The organism is Asanoa sp. WMMD1127, assembly GCF_029626225.1.
In the GTDB taxonomy this organism is placed as follows: Bacteria; Actinomycetota; Actinomycetes; order Mycobacteriales; family Micromonosporaceae; genus Asanoa.
Genome location: NZ_JARUBP010000001.1, coordinates 1247359 through 1265568 on the forward strand (window position 1 = coordinate 1247359; position 18210 = coordinate 1265568).

The window sequence follows — 18210 nt, forward strand, 5'->3', positions numbered from 1 at the left end:
CGCCACGCGTTAACAACGGGCCGTTCCTATGCGAAAAGCGTTAGGAACGGCCCGTTCCTTCAGGCGAGCGCGCCGGCGCGGAAGCCGAACACGCCGTCCGGGTCGTAGGCCCGGACGGCGTCGCGCAACCGGTCGGCGTTCTCGCCGAAGTACGCCCGCGCCGGGTTGTCGAGCTCCGGATCCGGGAAGTTCGGGTAGACGCCGCCGGTGCCGGCCGGGTGGGTCAGCTGCCAGGCCCGGTCGAGCCAGTCGCGGGCGGCGATCCGGTCGTCGGCGCTCGCCTCCGCGTCGACCGCCACGCCGTGCTTGAGCAGGAACCGGGCGGTGCGGTGCGGAAACGCGGTGGCGTCCCGCGGGACCCGGTTGTAAGCCCCGGCCCACGGCGTGAAGTCGAGCTCGCGCTCCTCGCCCGGGCGACGGTCGGTGCTCAACAGCGCGACGAGCCCCGCGACCATGTCGCCGTCGAGCGGCTGGGCGAAGAACTCCGACCGGCTGTGCCCGTGCGCGTCCGCCCGCCGGGGCACGCCGTGCACGTCGAGATCGGCCAGCAGCCGCTTGGTCTCGCGGTGGGACGCCCGCTGATGGGTCTGGGTCGCGGCGGGCTCGCCGACCCGGTCGACGAACTCCTCGAGCAGCGCGACGTCGGCCTCCTCGGTGCCGTGGGCCGCGCCGAAGACGCTGGTGACCGGCAGCAGCGCCGGGTCGGCCGCGGTCGACACCACCAGGCTCGCCGCCATCGTGTCGGGCGCCGCGGGCGCCCAGGACTGCCAGGCGGCCAGCACGGCCGGCAGGTGCTCGGGCTCCCAGGTGAAGTGGAACGACGTCATCGCCGGCGCCGGTACGGACGCGAAGACGAGCGAGGTGACCACGCCGATCGTGCCGTTGCCGCCGCCGCGCAACGCCCAGAACAGCTCGGGCTCGAGCTCCTCGTCGCAGTCGACGATCCGGCCGTCGGCGAGCACCACCCGGGCGGCCCGCAGGGCGTCGCAGGTGAGCCCGTGCGCCCGGCCCAGCACGCCGAGCCCGCCGCCGAGGGTGAGCCCGGCGACGCCGACGGTGGGCCCGCAGCCCGCCGGAATCGTCACGCCGGACGGCGCGAGCGCGTCGTAGATGTCGCCGAGCCGCGCCCCCGCGCCGACCCGCACGAGCGGGCCCGCGCCGTTGCCACCGCCATCCAGGAAGGACACTCCGGAGATCCGGCTGAGGTCGAGCACGATGCCCTCGGTGGACGAGGCGCCCTCGAACGAGTGGCCACCGCCGCGCACCGCGAACGGCAGGCCGACGGCCCGCGCGAACGAGAGGGCGACCGCGACGTCGGCGTCGGCCGCGCACTGCACGAGGGCCTGCGGCCGCAGGTGGTGGAAGCGGGCGACGGCCGGGCGGCGGACCGCTTCGTAACCGGGATCCGCGGGCAGCACCACCTCGCCCCGGATGCTGTTGCGCAACGCCGACCAGTCGGGCTCCACGGTCACCTCCGCGTCAACTGAGCAGGGCCAGCGCGACCTTCACGGGTAGCTTCTCGATGAGCGCATCGAACGTGGTCTCGCCACGGCACCACCGCCGGAACATACGCCAACCGGGCGGGCTCGCCAAGACCGCATGGAACGCCCAGGGGCGCTTGGTAAAAGTCGCCATCAACCGCCGTCCGGCCCGCATTTCGGCACCAAGCGCCGCGTCGATGGCGGCCGGATAGCCGTCGAGGTCGCCGCGACCGGCGTGCCGGCCGGCAATCGCGCCGGACCGGGTGGCGTAGCTGATGCCCTCGCGGGTCCACGGTTCGAGCAGACCGGCGGCGTCACCCGCGACGATCACCCGCTCGCGGCGCAACGGGGACTCGGGCGCGCGGACGCGGGTGAGGTGGCCGGAGTCCTCGACGGGCGTGATCCCGTCGAGCCCGACCCGCGCGACGAACGCCTTGAGGTAGGCCCGGGTCCGCTCGCCACTGCCGCGTGCCGCGATCACGCCGACCGTCAGCACGTCGTCCTTCGGGAACACCCAGCCGTACGAGCCCGGGATCGGGCCCCAGTCGAGCAACACCCGGCCACGCCACTGTGGACGGAGCGCGGCCGGGATCGGCACCTCCACCTCGAGGCCGAGGTCGACCTGGTCGTAGTCCACACCGACGTGCCGCGCCGTGACGCCCGAGGAGCCGTCGGCGCCGACCACGGCCGCGGCGCGCACCTCGCTGCCGTCGGCCATTCGCAGGCGTACGCCGCCGGGATCCTGCTCGATGCCCCGCACACCGACGCCCTGGCGCACCTCCGCGCCCGCGTCGGTCGCCGCGGCCCGCAGCCGGTCGTCGAACTCCGCGCGCCGCACCAGCGCGAGCACCGGCCCGTCGTCCGCCTGCCGGACGAACTCCCGCCGCCCGTCGAGGGTGACGACCATCGTGTCGGTCCGGTCCGCCGCCGGGATCACGATGCGGCCGTCGACCTGCCCGATGCTGGTGCCGATCAGGCCCCCGCCGCAGGTCTTGTAGCGCGGGTGCACCGCCTTCTCCACGACCAGTGTGCGGGCGCCCGCCCGCGCCGCCTCATAGGCGGCGGAGAGGCCGGCCGGGCCGCCGCCGACGATCGCCACGTCCCACGCCGTCATGATCGAAAAGTTTAGCCGCCCGTCGCCCGGGCGATCCGCGCGCCGACCCGACGCAGGTGGTCGACGAGTTCGGCGGGCTCGTGCACGGTGAAGTCGCAGCCGAGGGTGGCGAGCCGGAAGGCCAGCCAGTCGACGGTGTCGGCCGGGCTGGTCCACCGGCAGGAGGCGCCGTCGAGTGGCTCCAGCGTGCCCGCCGCGTCGCCGAGCCGGGCCGCCGCCTGCTCCGCGGGCACCTGTAGGGTGGCGACGGCGGCGTAGACCGGGGCCAGGTCGTGCAACTCGCTGGTCACGAACGCGGCGGCGTCGTCGAGAGGCAGCTCCCGCGGCGGCACCCGTACGCCGGTCGGTTTGGTGTTGTCGATCCGGTCGGCGCGGAAGGTCCGCCAGTCCTGGCGCTCGGTGTCGTAGCCCACCAGGTACCAGCGGCGCCCGGTCATCACGAGCCGGTGTGGCTCGACGAGCCGCTGGGTCGCGATGCCGTCCTGGTCGCGGTAGTCGAAGTAGACCCGCTCGTTGCCGGCGGTCACGATGGCGAGCGCGGTGAGCTGCTCCGGGTCGACCAGGTCGGTCTCGGTCGGCGCGGTGGCGGTGGTCAGCACACCGACCCGCTGCCGCAGCCGGGCCGGCAACACCTGCTGGAGCTTGGCCAGCGCGCGCACCGAGGCGTCGGCGATGCCCGCGATCGGCTGCCGGGCGGTGGTGCGCAGCCCGACCGCGACCGCGACGGCCTCGTCGTCGTCGAGCAGCAGCGGCGGCATGGCGGCCCCCGCGCCGAGCCGGTAGCCGCCGCCGACGCCCATCGTCGCCTCGACGGGATAGCCGAGCTCGCGCAGCCGCTCGATGTCGCGGCGCACCGTGCGCTGGCTGACGCCGAGCCGCTCGGCGAGCTCGCTCCCGGGCCACTCCCGCGGCGTCTGGAGCAGGGACAACAGGCGGAGTAGTCGACCTGGCGTGTCCGTCACGGCACTTATCATGCCCTATCAATTAGGACCGTTGGTGGCCTCGTTTGGCTGTCCACAGCGCTGCCCACTGCTCGGCGGTGAGGTCGCGGGGCAACGCGGTGGGCGACAGCCGGTTGGCGCGGAGCCACTCGCGAGCGACCGGAGCGGGTACGCCGGCCGAGCGGGTCAGGATCTCGCGCAGCCCGTAGCCCCGGCCGGTGAAGACCGCGTGCACGAAACGCTGGTAGGGCTCGCGTTCGGTGACCAGCGGCGTGTCCCGGCGGTGGGCCACCAGGAGCCCGCCGTCGACGGTCGGCATCGGCCGGAAGGCGCGTTTGGACACTCGGGAGTGGACGGTGAAGTCGAACCACGGCCACATCCGTGCGGTCAGCAGGCTGGCGCCGCCGATGCCGGCCCGCCGCCGGGCCACCTCCCACTGCACCAGCAGCACGGCCGTGCGCCAGTGCGGGGCGGCCAGCAACCAGCGCAGCGTGGCGGTGGTGATGTGGAACGGCACGTTGCCGACGACGACGCCCGGCCGGCCGGTGAGCCGGTGGAACAGGATGTCCTCGTTGACGACGGTGACGTGGGCCGGCGTCTGCTCGGCCAGCCGCTTGGCGCGGCGCGGGTCGACCTCGACCGCGGTCAGCGGGCGGCCGAGCCGGCTCAACGGCCGGGTCAGCGCGCCGTCACCGGGGCCGATCTCGAGGATCGGCCCGTCGGTCGCGGCGACGAGGCGGGTGACGTCGGTGATCACCGACCGGTCGACGAGGAAGTTCTGGCCCAGCTCGTGGCGGCCCCCGCTGGGTTGGCCCCGAAAGTGGCGAGACATGTGCGTGCTCCGCGGGTGGGATTCGGAGCCGGGCAGCACGAAGGGGCCGCACCGGCAGCGGACCGGACGCGGCGGAGCTGAGCAGAGGAAGGTCGGATCAGCTCGCCGCTAGGCGATGCGGATCCGAATCGACATTGCTCCCATGAGGCCGAACCTATCAGCGCGGGCAAGCGCTTTTCAGAGCACGCGGCGCAGCCACTCCTCGACGCCCGCGATGTGCACCGTCGCCCAGGAGCGGGCCAGCTCCGGCTGGCGGCTGGCGATCGCGTCGACGATCGCCTGGTGCTGCTCGCGGGTGCGGGCGGCGGCACCCTCCTGGGTGAGGCCACGCCAGATGCGGGCCCGCATGGTCGGCCCGGACAGCCCGTCGACCAGGGAGGCGAGCACCGCGTTGTCGGTGCCGACCGCGATCTGCCGGTGGAACTCGATGTCGTTGGCGACGAGGGCCTCGATCGTCGGCTCGTCGCCCAGGTCGTCGAGGATCAACTGGAGCTTGTCGATGTCGTCGTCGAGCATCCGGTCGGCGGCCAGCGCGGCCGCGGCGGGCTCGAGCACCCGGCGCACCTCGAGGAACTGCAGCACGGTGTCGTCCTGGTGGAAGTCGACCACGAAGCTCAGCGCGTCGAGCAGCATCTTTGGCTCGAGGCTCGTCACGTAGGTGCCGTCGCCCTGCCGCACGTCGAGCACGCGGATCATCGACAGCGCCCGGACGGCCTCGCGCAGCGAGTTGCGCGACAGCCCCAGCCGCTCGGCGAGGTCGGCCTCCTTGGGCAGCCGCGCACCCGGGCCGAGCTCCCCGGACACGATCATGCCCTTGATCTTGTCGATCGCCTCGTCGGTCAGTGCCATTCCGCCCACCCTCCGCGATGAAATCTACGCGGGCAGCCGGTAGACGTGCGTCGCCGTGTCGCCCAGAATGGCTGCCCGTTCGGTGGCGGACAGGTCGCCGAGCGCGTCGCGCATGGCTGACCGGACCGCGCCGTAGCCGCCGGCCAGCAGACACACCGGCCAGTCCGAGCCGAGCATCAGCCGGTCGGGGCCGAAGACCGAGACCGCTTCCGTGACGTACGGGCGCAGGTCGTCGACCGTCCACCGGTGCCAGTCGGCCTCGGTGACCAGGCCGGACACCTTGGCGGTGACGTTGGGGCAGGCGGCCAGCGGCGCGATCGCGGCCCGCCATTCCGCCAGGCCCTCGGCGCCGGCGCGGATCCGTGGCTTGCCCAGGTGGTCGAGCACGAAGTCGACCTCGGGCAGCGCCGCCGCGACCCGGGCGGCGGACGGCAGCTGGTCGACCCGCACGACGAGGTCGAAGACCAGCCCGGCGGCCCCGATGACGGCCAGGCCGGCGCGCACGTCGGCGCGGTCCAGGTAGTCCCGCTCCTCGCCCTGCACCTGGGCGCGGACGCCGACCAGCCGCTCGCCACCGGGCAGCGCGCGGTAGCCGGCCAGGGTGGCCGCCAGGTCGGGCGCCGCCGGATCGGCCCAGGCGACCACGCCCGCGATCGCCGGAGTGGCGGCGGCGTGGCCGAGCAGCACGGCGGCCTCGGCCGTGTCGCACCGGCCGCCCTCGACCAGCACCGACCGCTCCACCCCGGCCGCCGCGAGCTCGGCGGTGAGCATCTCCGGGGTGAACGTGCGGTTGATCGGCTCCAGCCCGGGCTCGTCGAGCCACGTGTAGCCGGTGCCGGCCGCCCACAGGTGGTGGTGGGCGTCGACGATCACGGCCGGGCCCGCGGGTCGAGCAACCCGGCGTCGACCAGCGCCGGCCACAGCGCGGCCGGCGGCGGCGTGCCGAACAGCTCGGCGTTGCGCCGCACCTGCTCCGGCGAGTCGGCGCCGACGATCACCGAGCGGACCAGCGGGTGGCTCCCGGCGAACGCCAGCGCGGCGGCCGGCAGCGTGGTGCCGTGCGCGGCGCAGACATCGGCGATGGCGGCCGCGCGGGCGACCACCTCGGCCGGCGCGGGCCCGTATTCATAAGGCAGGCCGGCGTGCGGCCGCTCGACGGCGAGCAGCCCGCTGTTGAAGACGCCGGCGTTGAGCACCGCGGTGCCCGCCGCCGCGCAGGCCGGCAGGATCGCGTCGAGCGCGCGCTGTTCGAGCAGCGTGTAGCGGCCGGCGACGATGATCTCGTCGGGCCCGCACTCGGCGACGAACCGGGCCAGGAACGCGGCGTCCTTGGAGCCGGTGCCGATCGCGCCGACCACGCCCTGGTCGCGCAGCTCCCGCAGCGCCGGGTAGCCCTCGCCGATCGCCTGGTCGGCGTGGTCCTCCGGGTCGTGCAGCAGCACGAGGTCGACCCGGTCGAGGCCGAGCCGATCGAGGCTCTCGTCGAGGCAGCGGCGCACACCGTCCCGGCTGAAGTCCCAGACCCGCCGGTGGGTCGCCGGCACCGCGAAGCCGCCGTCGTCGAGCCGGTCGCCGCCGCCCGGCACCGGCTCCAGCATCCGGCCGACCTTGGTGCTGACCTTGTAGTCCGCCCGGGGCCGACCCGCCAGAGCGGCGCCCAGCCGGCGCTCGGAGAGGCCGAGTCCGTAGTGCGGCGCGGTGTCGAAGTAGCGGATGCCCGCGTCCCACGCCGCGTCGACCGTCGCGGCCGCCCGCTCGTCGTCGATCGCGTGGTAGAGGTTGCCCAACGACGCGCAACCCAGCGCCAACGACGCGGTCATGAGGTCGGCCGCAGGCGCAGGCCGTGCAGGCCGCCGTCGACGTCGAGCGCCGTGCCGGTGGTCGCGCTGGCCAGCGGGCTGGCCAGGTAGCCGATCGCGGCGGCCACCTCCTCGGCGGAGACCAGCCGGCCGCTGGGCTGGCGGGCCTGCAGCGCGGCGAACTCGGCGTCCGGGTCGGCGGCGGCCGACAGCAAGCGGCGCACCCAGGGCGTGTCGGCCGTGCCCGGCGTGACGCAGTTGACCCGGATGCCCTCGCGGATGTGGTCGGCGGCCATCGCGAGCGTCAGCGACAGCACCGCGCCCTTGCTGGCGCTGTAGAGCGCCCTGTTGGGCAGGCCCGCGATCGCGGCGATGGAGCAGGTGTTGACGACCGCGGCGTGGGCGGAGGCGCGCAGGTGCGGCAGCGCGGCCCGGGTGACCCGCACGATGCCCAGCACGTTGACGTCGAGCACCCGGTGCCACTCGTCGTCGTCGTTGTCGGCGACCGTGCCGGCCGCGCCGATGCCGGCGTTGTTGACCAGGATGTCGATGCCGCTCAGCCGCTCGACCGCCGCCGCGATGCCGGCCCGCACCGCGGCGTCGTCGCGCACGTCGGCGACCACGCCGTGCAGGCCGGGGTCGATGCCGTCGACCTTGAGGTCGAAGCACGCCACCCGGGCGCCGCGATCGGCCAGATGTCGCGCGGTGGCCAGGCCGATCCCCGAACCGCCGCCGGTGACCACGGCCCGCAGGCCGTCGAACTCACCCATCACTGCCTCCCGCTCCACATCGGGCCATCAGGTTACGTGTTGACCAGCCGGCCGAGCCCGGGCCGGGTGGGCCGGGCCGCCGGGCCGGAGAAGCGGGCGTGGATCCCGAAGAGGCCGCCGAGGATCGCCTCCAGCTCGGCCGGGCCGGGCCGGGCGGCGCCGGCCAGGAGAGCAAGCGCGCGATCCGGTCGACCCAACCGGCACAGGGCGTACCCGAGGGCGCCCGGCGGTTCGTCGGTCAGCTCGCGGCGGGCGTATTCGACGAGTCCGGCCCGCTGGCGGAGGTCGAGGAACTCGGGCATCTCGACGGCGACGGCGTAAAACGCGGAGCGTGATTCATCGGGTGTTTCGGCGCCCTGCCACCGCCCGTCGCCGGCGTAGCGGGCCAGTACGGCGCGGGCTTGATCCGCCGCCGCGAGTTCGACCGGATCCGCGCACTCGCCGAGCCGGCGCAGCAGGGCCGCATAGGAGCGCGCCCGCCCGACCTGGATCGCCTCCGCCGACACCGGGCCGGCGGAGGCGTCGGCCATGGCCCGCAGGTGGTCGAGGACGGTGGCGCCGCCGGCCTTCTCGGCCAGCAGGTCCGCGTCACCCGTGAGCACCACGTAGGCCTCCACGGCCCGGAAGTCACCGGCCCCGCGGGCCAGGTCGACCAGCAAGCGGGCACGGGTGGGCACCGGGTCCAGCAGGGCCGCGGCGCGCGGACCGGCCGCGCCGCGAAGGGCCTGCCACGCGGCCGCGTAGTAGGCCCGAGCGAGCGCGTCAGGGGCGTCGAGCAGGGTCGGCAGGTGACCGGAGAAGACGTCGTTGCCGGGCGTGAAGGCGGCCGGCCAGCGGTCGCGCGGCCCGTCCTCCTGGCCCGCGACGAGTTCGATCGACGGCACGCCCTCCGGCACGAGGCGACGATAGTAATGGATACATCCGATGTCAACGGACTGGACAGCCGCACGCACCCGGTGTTAGCGCCTGGAAGCGGAGTGATACATCCGACAACTACCCGCTCTACGACGTCCCGTAGTATTACTACCGGCCGTAGTAAATGGGGGTTCGCATGGACGCGCTCGACGTCGCGCGGTGGCAGTTCGGGGTCACCACGGTCTACCACTTCCTCTTCGTGCCGCTGACCATCGGGCTCGGCCCGCTGGTCGCCACCTTGCAAACGCTCTGGCACCGCACCGGCAACCCGCGCTACCTGCGGCTGACCCACTTCTACGGGAAGCTGTTCCTGATCAACTTCGCGATGGGCGTGGTCACCGGGATCGTGCAGGAGTTCCAGTTCGGGATGAACTGGAGCGACTACTCGCGGTTCGTCGGCGACGTCTTCGGCGCGCCGCTGGCGATGGAGGCGCTGCTCGCGTTCTTCCTGGAGTCGACGTTCCTCGGCCTCTGGATCTTCGGCTGGGAGAAGCTGCCGAAGCGCGTCCACCTGGCCACCATCTGGACCGCCGCGCTGGGCAGCGTGCTGTCCATGTTCTTCATCCTGGCCGCGAACTCCTGGATGCAGAACCCGGTCGGCTTCCGGATGAACCCCGACACCGGCCGCCCGGAGCTCACCGACATCTGGGCCGTGCTCACCAACAAGGTCGCCCTGATCACCTTCCCGCATACGCTGGCCGCCGCGTTCCTGGTCGCCGGCGCGCTGCTGGTCGCGGTCTCGCTCTGGCACGTCACCCGGCGGCCGGAGTCCGACGCGTCCGAGCACCGGTTCGCCCTGAAGCTCGGCGCCTGGGTCACGCTGGTATCCAGCGCCGCGCTGGTCTTCACCGGCGACATCCAGGGCAAGATCATGACCGAGGTCCAGCCGATGAAGATGGCCGCGGCCGAGGCGCTCTACCAGTCCGAACAGCCCGCGTCGTTCTCCGTGCTGACCATCGGCACCCTCGACGGCAGCCGCGAGGTGTTCGCCCTCAAGCTGCCCTACCTGCTCTCGTTCCTGGCCACCGGCGACCCGAAGGGCGCGGTGGAGGGCATCAACGACCTCCAGGCCAGGTACGCCGCCGAGTACGGACCCGGCAGCTACTCGCCGATCGTCCCGGTCACCTACTGGAGCTTCCGGGTGATGATCACGCTCGGCCTGCTCGCGGCCGCCATCGCGCTGCTGGTGCTCTGGTCACAGCGCCGCGGCCGCACACCGCACAACAAGTGGCTGCTGCGGGCCGGCCTGATCCTGCCGCTGCTGCCGCTCGGCGCGAGCACTTCGGGCTGGATCTTCACCGAGATGGGGCGGCAGCCGTGGATCGTCTTCGGCGAACTGCTGACCCGCAACGGGGTGTCCCGCAGCGTCTCGCTGACCGAGGTCCTCACCTCGTTCCTCGCCTTCACGCTCATCTACGCGATCCTCGCCCTCATCGAGGGCAAACTGCTGCTCCGGTACGCCAAGGCGGGCCTGCCACCGCCGAAGGAGCAGGCGCCGGAGTCGTCCGACGCCGACGACGACGTGCCCGCGCTGGCCGCCTACTAGACGGGAGACCACAGTGGACCTGAGCACCTTCTGGTTCGGCGCGATCGCCTTCCTGTTCGTCGGTTACTTCGTGCTGGAGGGCTTCGACTTCGGCGTCGGCGTGCTGATGCGCACGTTCGCCCGCGACGACGCCGAGCGGCGCCAGCTCCTCGGCACCATCGGCCCGGTCTGGGACGGCAACGAGGTCTGGCTGATCACCGGCGCGGGCGCGATGTTCGCCGCCTTCCCGCACTGGTACGCCAGCGTGTTCTCCGGCTTCTACCTGCCGATGCTGGTGATCCTGTTGGCGCTGATCGTGCGCGGGGTGGCCTTCGAGTTCCGCGGCAAGCGCGACGACGCCCGCTGGCGGGCCCGCTGGGACGTGGCCATCCTGTGTGGATCGTTGCTGCCCGCGCTGCTCTGGGGCCTGATCTTCGCCAACATCGTGCGCGGCGTGCCGCTCGCGGCCGACCACGACTACGCGGGCGGGCTGGTCGACCTGCTCAACCCGTTCGCGCTGCTGGGCGCGGCCGCGTTCGGTGCGGTGTTCGTGCTGCACGGCGCGGTGTTCGTGGCGCTGAAGACCACCGGCGACGTGCGCGTGCGGGCCAACCGGCTGGCGTCCCGGTTCGGGCCGCTCGCGGTCGCGCTGCTGCTCGGCTTCCTGGCCTGGCTGCTGCTGCTGCGGCGGGACCCCACCGCGGTCGCGCTGGCGGGCGCCGCCGGCCTCGCCGGGGTGGCCGCGCTGGGCGCCAACCGGGCCGGGCGGGAGGGCTGGGCGTTCGCCGGCACGGCGGCCGCGATCGGGCTCACCGTGGTCGCGCTGTTCGCCTCGCTGCACCCGGCCGTGCTGCCGTCGACCGCGAACCCGGCCGGCACGCTGACGGTCGCCAACGCGGCCGCCAGCGCGTACTCCTTGAAGATCATGACCGTGGTGGCCGGGGTGTTCCTGCCGTTGGTGCTGCTCTACCAGGGCTGGACCTACTGGGTCTTCCGCCGCCGGTTGTCGCTCACGCGATCGTGACTCCGCCGTCGACGACCAGGGTGGCGCCGGTGATGTAGCCGGCGGCGGGCGACGCGAGGAAGACCACGGTGGCGGCGAACTCCGTCGGGTCGCCGGCCCGGGCGGCGGGCACCCGCGACACGACCTGCTCGTAGTAGCCGGGCGGGTACTGGTCGGTCATCTCCGAGGGGAAGAAGCCGGGCGCGATCGCGTTGACGCGGATGCCCTTGCGGGTCGTCCACTGGGCGGCGAGGTCGCGGGTGAGGCCGAGGAGGCCGGCCTTGGCGCTCGCGTACGCCGCCTGCGGCAGCCCGGCCGTGACGATGCCGAGGACGCTGGAGATGTTGACGATCGCACCGCCGTCCGTCATGTGCGCCGCGGCGGCCTGGGCCATCCAGTAGGCGCCCATCAGGTTGACGTCGAGCACCTGCCGATATTGCTCCGGCGTCTCCCGCGAGGCCGGCACCGCGGTGCCGACGCCGGCGTTGTTGACCAGGATGTCGAGCCGGCCGAACCGCTCGGTGGCCGCGGCCGCCACGGCCTTGCAGGCCTCGGGATCGGCGACGTCGGCCGGCACGGCGTGCGCCTTGCCACCGGCCTGCTCGACCAAGGCCACGGTCTGGGCCAGCCGGTCGACGCGGCGGGCGGCGACCACCACGTCGGCGCCGGCCTCGGCCAACCCGACGGCCGTGGCGAGGCCGAGCCCGGAGGACGCGCCGGTGACGATCGCGACCTTGCCGTCGAGCCGGAACTGGTCGAGGACGCCCATGTCTCTCCCTGTCGTCAGTGTGGCGTGGGCCGCACGGTGAACGCGTCGTCGCCGGCCAGCGGCTCGTCGCTCACGGTGGTGTCGTAGACGACGGCGTCGGGCGGCCCGTTGCGAGTCCATTTCACCATGCGCTCGACCGCTTCCGGCGCGCCCTCGAAGGCCGCCTCGACCGTGCCGTCGGGCAGGTTGCGGACCCAGCCGGTGACACCCGCCGCCAGCGCCTCCCGCCGGCAGCTGTCCCGGAAGAACACGCCCTGCACCCGGCCGGACACCACCACGCGACGTCTGATCATCTGCTTATTGTCGGACGCGGGAGATAGCTTTGGCGGCGATGGACGCTGACTCGTGGGACCGTCGCTACGCCGAGACCGAGCTGGTCTGGAGCGCCGAACCCAACCGATTCGTCGCCGATGAGCTCGGCGACCTCCCGCCCGGCACCGCGGTCGACCTGGCCGCCGGGGAGGGGCGCAACGCGCTCTGGCTGGCCGGCCTGGGCTGGCGGGTGACCGCCGTCGACTTCTCCGCCGTGGCGCTCGACAAGGGCCGGCGCATCGCCCGGGCCCGCGACCTCGACGTCACCTGGGTGCGGGCCGACCTGGCCGACTACCAGCCGGCGCCGGCCGACCTGGTGCTGATCGCCTACCTGCACGTGCCGCCGGCGCTCTGGCAGCGGGTGCTGCGGGCGGCGGTCGGCGCGGTCGCGCCGGGCGGCACGCTGCTGCTGGTCGGCCACGACGCGACCAACCTCACCGAGGGCACCGGCGGCCCGCAGGATCTGGAGCGGCTCTGGTCGGTCGACGACATCGTGCCGGCCCTCGACGGGCTGACGGTGGAGCGGGCCGAGTGGGTGCGCCGGCCGGTGGGCGGGCGCGACGCGATCGACACGCTCGTCCGGGCCCGGCGGCCCGCATGACCGCGACCCCGGCCTCGATCAAACGGATCTACTACGTGCTGACGGTCGGCAACACCCTCGCCGCGTCATTGATCTGGGGCATCAACACGATCTTCCTGCTCGACGCCGGGCTCAACAACCTCGAGGCGTTCGCCGCCAACGCGTTCTTCACGGCCGGCATGGTGCTCTTCGAGGTGCCGACCGGCATCGTCGCCGACCTGCGCGGCCGGCGGGCGTCGTTCCTCCTGGGCACGCTGACCCTGGCCGTCACCACGGCGCTCTACGTGCTGCTCTGGCACGTCCACGCGCCGTTCTGGCAGTGGGCGGTGGTCTCCGCGCTGCTCGGCCTCGGCTTCACCTTCTTCTCCGGCGCCACCGAGGCGTGGCTGGTCGACGCGCTGACCGCGACCGGCTACGACGGGCCGCTCGACGCCGTCTTCGGCCGGGCCCAGGTCGCGTCCGGCGCGGCGATGCTGACCGGCTCGGTCGGCGGCGGCTACCTCGCGCAGCTGACCAACCTCGGCATCCCGTTCGTGGTGCGGGCCGGGGTGCTCGCGGTAATGTTCGTGGTGGCCGCGGTGGTGATGCGCGACCTCGGTTTCACGCCCAACCGCGAGGGCCGCCCGGTGGCCGAGATCCGCCGCATCGTCCGCGACTCGGTCGACTACGGCTGGCGGGTCCCGTCGGTCCGCTACCTGATGCTGGCGGCGCCGTTCGTCGGTGGCGTCGGCGTCTACATCTTCTACGCGCTGCAGCCCTACCTGCTCGAGCTGTGGGGCGACCCGCAAGCCTACGGGGTGGCCGGCCTGGTCGCCGCGCTGCTGGCCGCCGCCCAGAGCGCCGGCGGCTTCCTCACCACCCGCATCCGGGGCCTGTTCCGCCTGCGCACGTCGGCCCTGATCGCCGCGGAGGCGCTCAGCGTGCTGGCCATCCTGCTGATCGGCCTGGTCACCGACTTCTGGGTGGTGCTGGTCCTGATCATGTTGTGGGGGCTGCTCTCCGCCGCCACCACACCGATCCGCCAGGCGCTGGTCAACGCGTTGATCCCGTCCCGCCAGCGAGCCACCATCCTGTCCTTCGACTCCCTGATGAGCTCCACCGGCGGCGTCGTCTCGCAACCCATCCTGGGCCGCGTCGCCGACGTCTGGAGCTACCCGGCGTCCTACGTGGTGAGCGGCGTCATCTCGGCCTTCGCCCTGCCGTTCCTGGTCCTCACCCGGGCCCAGCGCGCCCCGGAAGACGCCGCCGTCACCACCACCGAGCCGCCGCCCGCGCCCGAGCAGACCAAGACAGCCGTCGACGCCACCACGCCGTAGGCTGAGTCGATGACCGAGCCCGTCGTGTTGGCCGCCGCGGGCGCGGCCGTCGTCCTCGATGTCGCCGGCCCTGGCCTGCCCCGCGTCGTGCACTGGGGCGCCGATCCCGGGCCGCTCGACGACGCCGGCCTGCGTGCCCTGGTCATCGCCGCCGGCGGCGACGTGCCCTCCACGGTCGGCGGGCCGATCCAGCCGGTCGGGAGCATGCCGCTGGTGCCGACCCAGTGGGACGGCTACGCCGGGCGCCCCGGTGTCAGCGGTGAGCCCTGGCCCTACCTGCGGCTGGCCCTCGCCGGCCCGGTGCGGGTAACCGACAGCGAGGTCGTCGCGGAGGCCGTCGACGAGGCCGCCGGCGTGCGGGTGCGCGTCGCGCTCCAGCTCGACCCGCACGGGGTCGTGCACCTGCGGCACACGCTGACCAACGTCGGCACCGACGCCTGGACCCTCGCCACGCTGCGCACCGTGTTGCCGATCCCCGAGCAGGCCACCGAGGTGCTCGACTTCACCGGGCGCTGGGGTCTCGAGCGGGTGCCGCAGCGCCGCCCGCTCGGCAACGGCACCCATGCCCGGGAAAGCCGGCGCGGGCGCACCGGGCACGACGCGACGCCCCTGCTGATCGCCGGCACCCCCGGTTTCGGCTTCGCGTCCGGCCAGGTCTGGGGTGTCCACATCGGATGGAGCGGTGGCCACGAGGAATACGCCGAGCGCATCTCCGGCGCCACGGCCGTCCTCGGCGGCGGCGAGCTCGTGGAGCCCGGCGAGCTGCGGCTGGCGCCGGGCGCGAGCTACACCACGCCGACCGGCTACTTCGCCTGGTCCGGCGACGGGCTCGACGGGCTCGGCGACCGGCTGCACCGCATGATCCGCAGCCGGCCGAGCCATCCGCGCACCGATCGACCGCTCACGCTCAACGTCTGGGAAGCCGTCTACTTCGACCACGACCTCGATCGGCTCACGAAGCTCGCCGACCTGGCCGCGGGCGTCGGCGTCGAGCGGTTCGTGCTCGACGACGGCTGGTTCCCGGGCCGGCGCGACGACACCGCCGGGCTCGGCGACTGGGTGGTCGACGAAGGCGTCTGGCCCGCCGGGCTGCACCCGCTGGTCGACCTCGTCCACGGCCACGGCATGCAGTTCGGGCTCTGGTTCGAGCCGGAGATGGTCAACCCCGACTCGCGGCTCGCCCGCGAGCATCCGGAGTGGACGCTCGCGAGTCCCGGCCGACTGCCCCGCGAGCACCGCAACCAGCACGTGCTCGACGTCGGCCGGCCCGAGGTCGCCGACTACCTGTTCGAGCGGATCGACGCGCTGGTCACCGAATACCGGCTCGACTACCTCAAGTGGGACCACAACCGCGACCTGCTGGAGGCCGCCCGCGACGGCGTGGGCCGGGTGCACCGCCAGACCGCGGCCGTCTACGCGCTGCTCGACCGGCTGCGCGAGCGCCACCCCGGCCTCGAGATCGAGTCCTGTGCCTCCGGCGGCGGGCGGGTCGACCTGGGCATCCTGGCCCGCACCGACCGCGTCTGGACCTCTGACTCCAACGACGCGCTCGACCGCCAACACATCCAGCGCTGGACCGGCCTGCTGCTCCCGCCGGAGCTGATGGGCAGCCACGTCGGCCCGAGCCCGGCCCACACCACCGGCCGCAGTGCCGACCTGCCCTTCCGCACGGCGACCGCGCTCCTCGGCCATGCCGGCATCGAGTGGGACATCAGCACCTGCACCGACGACGAGCTCGACCACCTGCGCGACTGGGCCGCTCTCTACAAACGGCTCCGCCGCGTCATCCACAGTGGACGAGCGGTGCACGGCGACGTCTACGGCGTCGTCACCGACGAGGCCGGCGTCTTCGTGCACACGCAGCTCGACAACCCCGCGGAGATGCGCCCGCGCCGGGTCCGGCTGCCCGGCCTCGCCCCGGACCGCCGTTACTTGGTGACCCAGTGCTGGGGTGGTGACGCGGAACTCCCCGCCGGCGGCGTCACCCTCACCGGCCGCGCCCTCGCCACGGTCGGCATCCAGCTGCCCTGGCTCCGCCCCCAGCAGGCCGTCGTCCTCGAAGCCCGCGCGGTCTAACCGCGCAGAAAGGCCAGCACGGCCAGCACCCGCCGGTGGTCGTCGGCCGCCGGTGGCAGGTCGAGCTTGGCCAGGATGCTGGCGATGTGCTTGGCCACCGCCGCCTCCGAGACCACCAGCGCGCGGGCGATGGCGGCGTTCGAGCGGCCCTCGGCCATCAGCGCCAGCACCTCGCGCTCCCGCGGGGTCAGCCGGGTCAGCGGGTCCCGGCGCCGGCCGAGCAGCTGCGCCACCACCTCCGGGTCCACCGCGGCGCCGCCCGAGGCGACCCGGACCAGCGCGTCCATGAACTCCTCGACCCGGCCCACCCGGTGCTTCAGCAGGTAGCCCACACCCCGGCCGCCGCCGCTGTCGAGCAGCTCCGCGGCATACGTCGGTTGCACGTACTGGCTGAGCACCAGGACCGGCAGGCCGGGGTGGGCGTTCCGCAGCGCGACCGCCGCCCGCAGGCCCTCGTCGGTGAAGCCCGGCGGCATCCGCACGTCGGTGACCACCACGTCCGGCCGGTCGTGCGCCACCGCCGTGGTCAGCGCGCCGGCGTCACCGACCGAGGCGATCACCTGGTGGCCGAACCGCTCGACGATCCCGACCAGGCCCTCGCGCAGCAGCACCGCGTCTTCGGCGACGGCTATCCGGAGCACGGCAGCTCCGCCCTGACCAGCGTCGGGCCGCCCGGCGGGCTCGACAGCAGCAGCCGGCCGCCGGCCACCGCGACCCGGTCGGCGAGACCGGCCAGCCCGGTGCCACCGGCCAGATCGGCGCCGCCGACACCGTTGTCGCGTACCTCGACGAGCAGGGTGTCGACGTGCAGCCGGGCGTGCACCGCCGCCTCGGTCGCGCCGCTGTGCTTGGCCACGTTGGTCAGCGTCTCGCTGACGACGAAGTGCGCGGTCACCTCGACCGGTTGCGGCAACCGCCGAGGCAGCGCGACGTCGACCACGACCGGCACCGGCGACCGGTCGGCCAGGTCGCCGATCGACGCCGGCAGCCCGCGATCGGTCAACACCTGCGGGTGTACGCCGCGGATCAGCTCGCGGATCTCGTCGTGCGCCCGCTCGGCCTCGTCCTGGGCGGCGGTGAGGTGCTTGGCGGCCGGCGAGTCGTCGGGCACCTCGAGCCGGGCCAGGCCGATCGCCATGCTGAGCGCGACAAGCCGTTGCTGTGCGCCGTCGTGCAGGTCGCGTTCGATGCGGCGCCGTTCCACGTCGAAGGCGTCGACCAGCCGGGCCCGCGACCGGGTCACCTCGACGAGTTGGGCGCCGAGCTCCGCGTCGCGCGGCGACAGGATGGCCCGGGCGAGCGCGGCGCGGGCGCCGGCCCAGACCGTGACCGGGTAGGCCGCGAACGGCAGCAGCATGAGTCCCGCGACCGTGAAGAGGGCCTCCACGTACACCGGCTCGCCATCCTGGAAGAACGGCGTGACGATCAGCGAGATCGGGATGCCCAGCACGAGACCGAGCATCAGCGCGTCGATCCACCAGAGGGCGCCGAGCGAGACCACGGTGTAGCCGAGCTCGCGCCAGGTGGCCGGCTCCCGCAACCGCGTGCGGACCCAGGCGATCCGGCCTCGGCGCTCCGGGCGGCGGTGCGGATCGGGCAGCGGGTCCTGGTCGACCAGGCGCAGCCGCCACCGCTCGAAGCGGCCGACCGCCACCCCGGAGAGCGCGACGGCCAGGAACGCGACCAGCCCGACCAGGGCCAGGGCGAGCAGCGCGCCGGCCAGCAGCAGGCCGATCAGGGCGCCGGCGGTGAGGGCGCCCAGCAGCACACCGGAGGCCAGGTAGGCGACGGACCGCCACGGCCACGAGGACGCGAGGAAGCCCAGCGGGCGTTCACTCACGGCCTGGAAGGCGGTCCGGGCGGTCACCAGGCGACCGTACCCGGCGATCCGGCCGCCGACGGTAGCGCCAGGTATACCCCCGGTTGTC

18 protein-coding genes are annotated in these 18210 nt (G+C 73.7%); 5 read left to right on the forward strand and 13 right to left on the reverse strand.

Annotated features, from left to right (window positions below; all coding sequences use genetic code 11):
• Window positions 1–59: 59 nt before the first annotated feature.
• The 9 genes from O7635_RS06180 to O7635_RS06220 all read right to left on the reverse strand — a co-directional run bounded on the left by O7635_RS06180 (window position 60) and on the right by O7635_RS06220 (window position 8682).
• The gene (locus O7635_RS06180) at window positions 60–1466 is read right to left on the reverse strand and encodes an FAD-binding oxidoreductase (RefSeq protein ID WP_278079448.1); all 1407 of its coding nucleotides are present in this window, start codon (window positions 1464–1466) and stop codon (window positions 60–62) included.
• Window positions 1467–1479: 13 nt separating this feature from the next.
• A complete protein-coding gene (locus O7635_RS06185; RefSeq protein WP_278079449.1) occupies window positions 1480–2595 on the reverse strand; it encodes a geranylgeranyl reductase family protein in 1116 nt (371 codons plus the stop codon).
• A gap of 11 nt (window positions 2596–2606) precedes the next feature.
• The gene (locus O7635_RS06190; RefSeq protein ID WP_278079450.1) at window positions 2607–3557 is read right to left on the reverse strand and encodes a YafY family protein; all 951 of its coding nucleotides are present in this window, start codon (window positions 3555–3557) and stop codon (window positions 2607–2609) included.
• 22 nt (window positions 3558–3579) lie between these two features.
• Complete coding sequence (gene erm / locus O7635_RS06195) at window positions 3580–4368, reverse strand: 23S ribosomal RNA methyltransferase Erm (protein ID WP_278079451.1); 789 nt, start codon at window positions 4366–4368, stop codon at window positions 3580–3582.
• Window positions 4369–4545: 177 nt separating this feature from the next.
• The gene (locus O7635_RS06200; RefSeq protein WP_278079452.1) at window positions 4546–5217 is read right to left on the reverse strand and encodes a FadR/GntR family transcriptional regulator; all 672 of its coding nucleotides are present in this window, start codon (window positions 5215–5217) and stop codon (window positions 4546–4548) included.
• 24 nt (window positions 5218–5241) lie between these two features.
• Window positions 5242–6090, reverse strand: a complete 849-nt coding sequence (locus O7635_RS06205; protein ID WP_278079453.1) for an amidohydrolase family protein — start codon at window positions 6088–6090, stop codon at window positions 5242–5244.
• The gene (locus O7635_RS06210; protein WP_278079454.1) at window positions 6087–7037 is read right to left on the reverse strand and encodes an aldo/keto reductase; all 951 of its coding nucleotides are present in this window, start codon (window positions 7035–7037) and stop codon (window positions 6087–6089) included. Before O7635_RS06210 ends, O7635_RS06205 begins: the two co-directional genes overlap by 4 nt.
• A complete protein-coding gene (locus O7635_RS06215) occupies window positions 7034–7786 on the reverse strand; it encodes an SDR family oxidoreductase (RefSeq protein ID WP_278079455.1) in 753 nt (250 codons plus the stop codon). Before O7635_RS06215 ends, O7635_RS06210 begins: the two co-directional genes overlap by 4 nt.
• 32 nt (window positions 7787–7818) lie before the next feature.
• The gene (locus tag O7635_RS06220) at window positions 7819–8682 is read right to left on the reverse strand and encodes a hypothetical protein (protein WP_278079456.1); all 864 of its coding nucleotides are present in this window, start codon (window positions 8680–8682) and stop codon (window positions 7819–7821) included.
• A 155-nt stretch (window positions 8683–8837) separates the two neighbouring features.
• Between O7635_RS06220 and O7635_RS06225 the strand changes: the two genes are divergently transcribed.
• Complete coding sequence (locus tag O7635_RS06225; RefSeq protein WP_278079457.1) at window positions 8838–10247, forward strand: cytochrome ubiquinol oxidase subunit I; 1410 nt, start codon at window positions 8838–8840, stop codon at window positions 10245–10247.
• Window positions 10248–10260: 13 nt separating this feature from the next.
• A complete protein-coding gene (gene cydB, locus O7635_RS06230) occupies window positions 10261–11250 on the forward strand; it encodes a cytochrome d ubiquinol oxidase subunit II (RefSeq protein WP_278079458.1) in 990 nt (329 codons plus the stop codon).
• Here cydB and O7635_RS06235 read toward each other — a convergent pair.
• Together O7635_RS06235 and O7635_RS06240 are read right to left on the reverse strand one after the other, a co-directional pair.
• The gene (locus tag O7635_RS06235; RefSeq protein ID WP_278079459.1) at window positions 11237–11998 is read right to left on the reverse strand and encodes a glucose 1-dehydrogenase; all 762 of its coding nucleotides are present in this window, start codon (window positions 11996–11998) and stop codon (window positions 11237–11239) included. The genes cydB and O7635_RS06235 overlap by 14 nt on opposite strands.
• Window positions 11999–12012: 14 nt before the next feature.
• Window positions 12013–12291 carry an acylphosphatase gene (locus O7635_RS06240; RefSeq protein WP_278079460.1) on the reverse strand — a complete coding sequence of 93 codons (279 nt, stop codon included), beginning with the start codon at window positions 12289–12291 and terminating at the stop codon, window positions 12013–12015.
• A gap of 38 nt (window positions 12292–12329) precedes the next feature.
• On the opposite strand from O7635_RS06240, the gene O7635_RS06245 reads away from it, so the two are divergent.
• The 3 genes from O7635_RS06245 to O7635_RS06255 are packed head-to-tail and all read left to right on the forward strand — an operon-like array spanning window position 12330 to window position 16282.
• A complete protein-coding gene (locus O7635_RS06245; protein WP_278079461.1) occupies window positions 12330–12911 on the forward strand; it encodes a class I SAM-dependent methyltransferase in 582 nt (193 codons plus the stop codon).
• Window positions 12908–14206: an MFS transporter gene (locus O7635_RS06250; protein ID WP_278079462.1), complete on the forward strand. Its 1299-nt coding sequence runs from the start codon at window positions 12908–12910 to the stop codon at window positions 14204–14206. Before O7635_RS06245 ends, O7635_RS06250 begins: the two co-directional genes overlap by 4 nt.
• 9 nt (window positions 14207–14215) lie before the next feature.
• A complete protein-coding gene (locus O7635_RS06255; RefSeq protein WP_278079463.1) occupies window positions 14216–16282 on the forward strand; it encodes an alpha-galactosidase in 2067 nt (688 codons plus the stop codon).
• Here the strand turns inward: O7635_RS06255 and O7635_RS06260 are convergent.
• Both O7635_RS06260 and O7635_RS06265 read right to left on the reverse strand, forming a co-directional pair.
• On the reverse strand, window positions 16279–16923 hold the full coding sequence (locus tag O7635_RS06260; RefSeq protein WP_278079464.1) for a response regulator transcription factor: 645 nt from the start codon (window positions 16921–16923) through the stop codon (window positions 16279–16281). The genes O7635_RS06255 and O7635_RS06260 overlap by 4 nt on opposite strands.
• Window positions 16911–18149, reverse strand: coding sequence for a sensor histidine kinase (locus O7635_RS06265; RefSeq protein WP_278079465.1), 1239 nt, complete (start codon window positions 18147–18149; stop codon window positions 16911–16913). Before O7635_RS06265 ends, O7635_RS06260 begins: the two co-directional genes overlap by 13 nt.
• Window positions 18150–18210: the final 61 nt, after the last annotated feature.

Coding starts and splice junctions, on each gene's coding strand:
- O7635_RS06185 (WP_278079449.1), bottom strand. CDS start 2,595: ATGACGGCGTGGGACGTGGCGATCGTCGGCGGCGGCCCGGCCGGCCTC.
- erm (WP_278079451.1), bottom strand. CDS start 4,368: ATGTCTCGCCACTTTCGGGGCCAACCCAGCGGGGGCCGCCACGAGCTG.
- O7635_RS06200 (WP_278079452.1), bottom strand. CDS start 5,217: ATGGCACTGACCGACGAGGCGATCGACAAGATCAAGGGCATGATCGTG.
- O7635_RS06210 (WP_278079454.1), bottom strand. CDS start 7,037: ATGACCGCGTCGTTGGCGCTGGGTTGCGCGTCGTTGGGCAACCTCTAC.
- O7635_RS06215 (WP_278079455.1), bottom strand. CDS start 7,786: ATGGGTGAGTTCGACGGCCTGCGGGCCGTGGTCACCGGCGGCGGTTCG.
- O7635_RS06225 (WP_278079457.1), top strand. CDS start 8,838: ATGGACGCGCTCGACGTCGCGCGGTGGCAGTTCGGGGTCACCACGGTC.
- O7635_RS06235 (WP_278079459.1), bottom strand. CDS start 11,998: ATGGGCGTCCTCGACCAGTTCCGGCTCGACGGCAAGGTCGCGATCGTC.
- O7635_RS06240 (WP_278079460.1), bottom strand. CDS start 12,291: ATGATCAGACGTCGCGTGGTGGTGTCCGGCCGGGTGCAGGGCGTGTTC.
- O7635_RS06245 (WP_278079461.1), top strand. CDS start 12,330: ATGGACGCTGACTCGTGGGACCGTCGCTACGCCGAGACCGAGCTGGTC.
- O7635_RS06250 (WP_278079462.1), top strand. CDS start 12,908: ATGACCGCGACCCCGGCCTCGATCAAACGGATCTACTACGTGCTGACG.
- O7635_RS06255 (WP_278079463.1), top strand. CDS start 14,216: ATGACCGAGCCCGTCGTGTTGGCCGCCGCGGGCGCGGCCGTCGTCCTC.